2 protein-coding genes are annotated in these 1,125 nt (G+C 77.2%); both read right to left on the bottom strand.

Annotated elements, in window-relative coordinates:
• Positions 1-205 precede the first annotated feature (205 nt).
• A complete protein-coding gene (locus E2C05_RS31945) occupies positions 206-817 on the bottom strand; it encodes a CDP-alcohol phosphatidyltransferase family protein (RefSeq protein WP_240046992.1) in 612 nt (203 codons plus the stop codon).
• Positions 801-1,125: hypothetical protein (locus tag E2C05_RS35030; RefSeq protein WP_240046993.1), on the bottom strand; the 325-nt coding region annotated here is incomplete at its 5' end. The genes E2C05_RS31945 and E2C05_RS35030, both read right to left, overlap by 17 nt.

The raw sequence follows: 1,125 nt of genomic DNA on the forward strand, positions 1-1,125 counted from the left end.
TGGTGCCGGCGCCGCCTCTGCCCGGTGCGGGCCGCCCGGCGGGGGCGGCGCGGCGGGCAGCGGCGGTCGGTCGGCCGGCAGCAGGCTCACGCGCCCGCCCGCGGGGTGGCACCCCGCACGGCCCCGAGGCGCCCGGTCCCGGCAACAACGGTCCCGGCAAGGACGGCCCGGGCAGCGACGGTCCCGGCACGCATGGTCCCGCCGCTCATGGGCCTGCCCAGGGCCGGCGCAGCGCCGCCGCCACATAGAGCCCGCCGGAGACCAGCGTGGTCGCCGCCACCGCCCAGATGGCGAGGGTGAGGATGCCGTCGGCGGCCAGGTCGAATCCCTCCAGCAGCAGGGCCAGGGCGGCCAGCGCGATCTGCAAGGCGGTGTTCAGCTTCGAGATGACCAGGGGCTTGATCGCCGGCGGCTGCCCGAGCACCCAGAGCACGAGCACCCCGCCCACGATCACCATGTCCCGGAACACCACGAGGATGGCCAGCCAGTCCGGCAGCACGCCGATGGCCGCCAGCGTAACATAGGTCGAGACGAGAAGCGCCTTGTCCGCCACCGGGTCGAGCAGGGCGCCGAGCGCGCTGCGGGCGTTGCGCACCCGCGCCAGCCAGCCATCCAGCCCGTCCGAGATCCCGGCGCCGACGAACAGCAGGAAGGCGAGGTCGAGCCGGTGCTGCAGGATCAGCCAGACCGTCCCCGGCACGGCGCAGAGCCGCGCCAGGGTGATCAGGTTCGGCAGGGTCAGCAGCGCGTCGGAAATCGTCGCCGCCGGGCCCTCGCCGTCCCCGCCGGTCCCGCCCGGGTCAGAAGGTGCCGGCAAGGCCCAGGCGCCAGGCTTCGCCGGGCCGCGGCCCGGGCTGCTGGACGAGCGCGAGGCCGAGGCCGGCGAGGTCGCCCGCCGCCACCTCCGCCGGCGCCCGCAGGCCGAGCCGGAGCCGCGCCGCATCCACCGCCAGCGCCCGGATATCGACCGAGGCGACGGGGCCGGCCGCCTTCAGCCGGCGCTGCAATTCGAGCCATTCCGGCATCCCGCGATAGGTGGCGACCACGTCCACCCAGGTCGAGGCCGGGCCGCCCGGCGCCGGCGCCGCGCCGGGGCCGCCGGCCACCGCCGGCAGGCCCGGGGCG

The sequence above is a fragment of the Paracraurococcus ruber genome (assembly GCF_004353985.1).
Taxonomy (GTDB): domain Bacteria; phylum Pseudomonadota; class Alphaproteobacteria; order Acetobacterales; family Acetobacteraceae; genus Paracraurococcus; species Paracraurococcus ruber.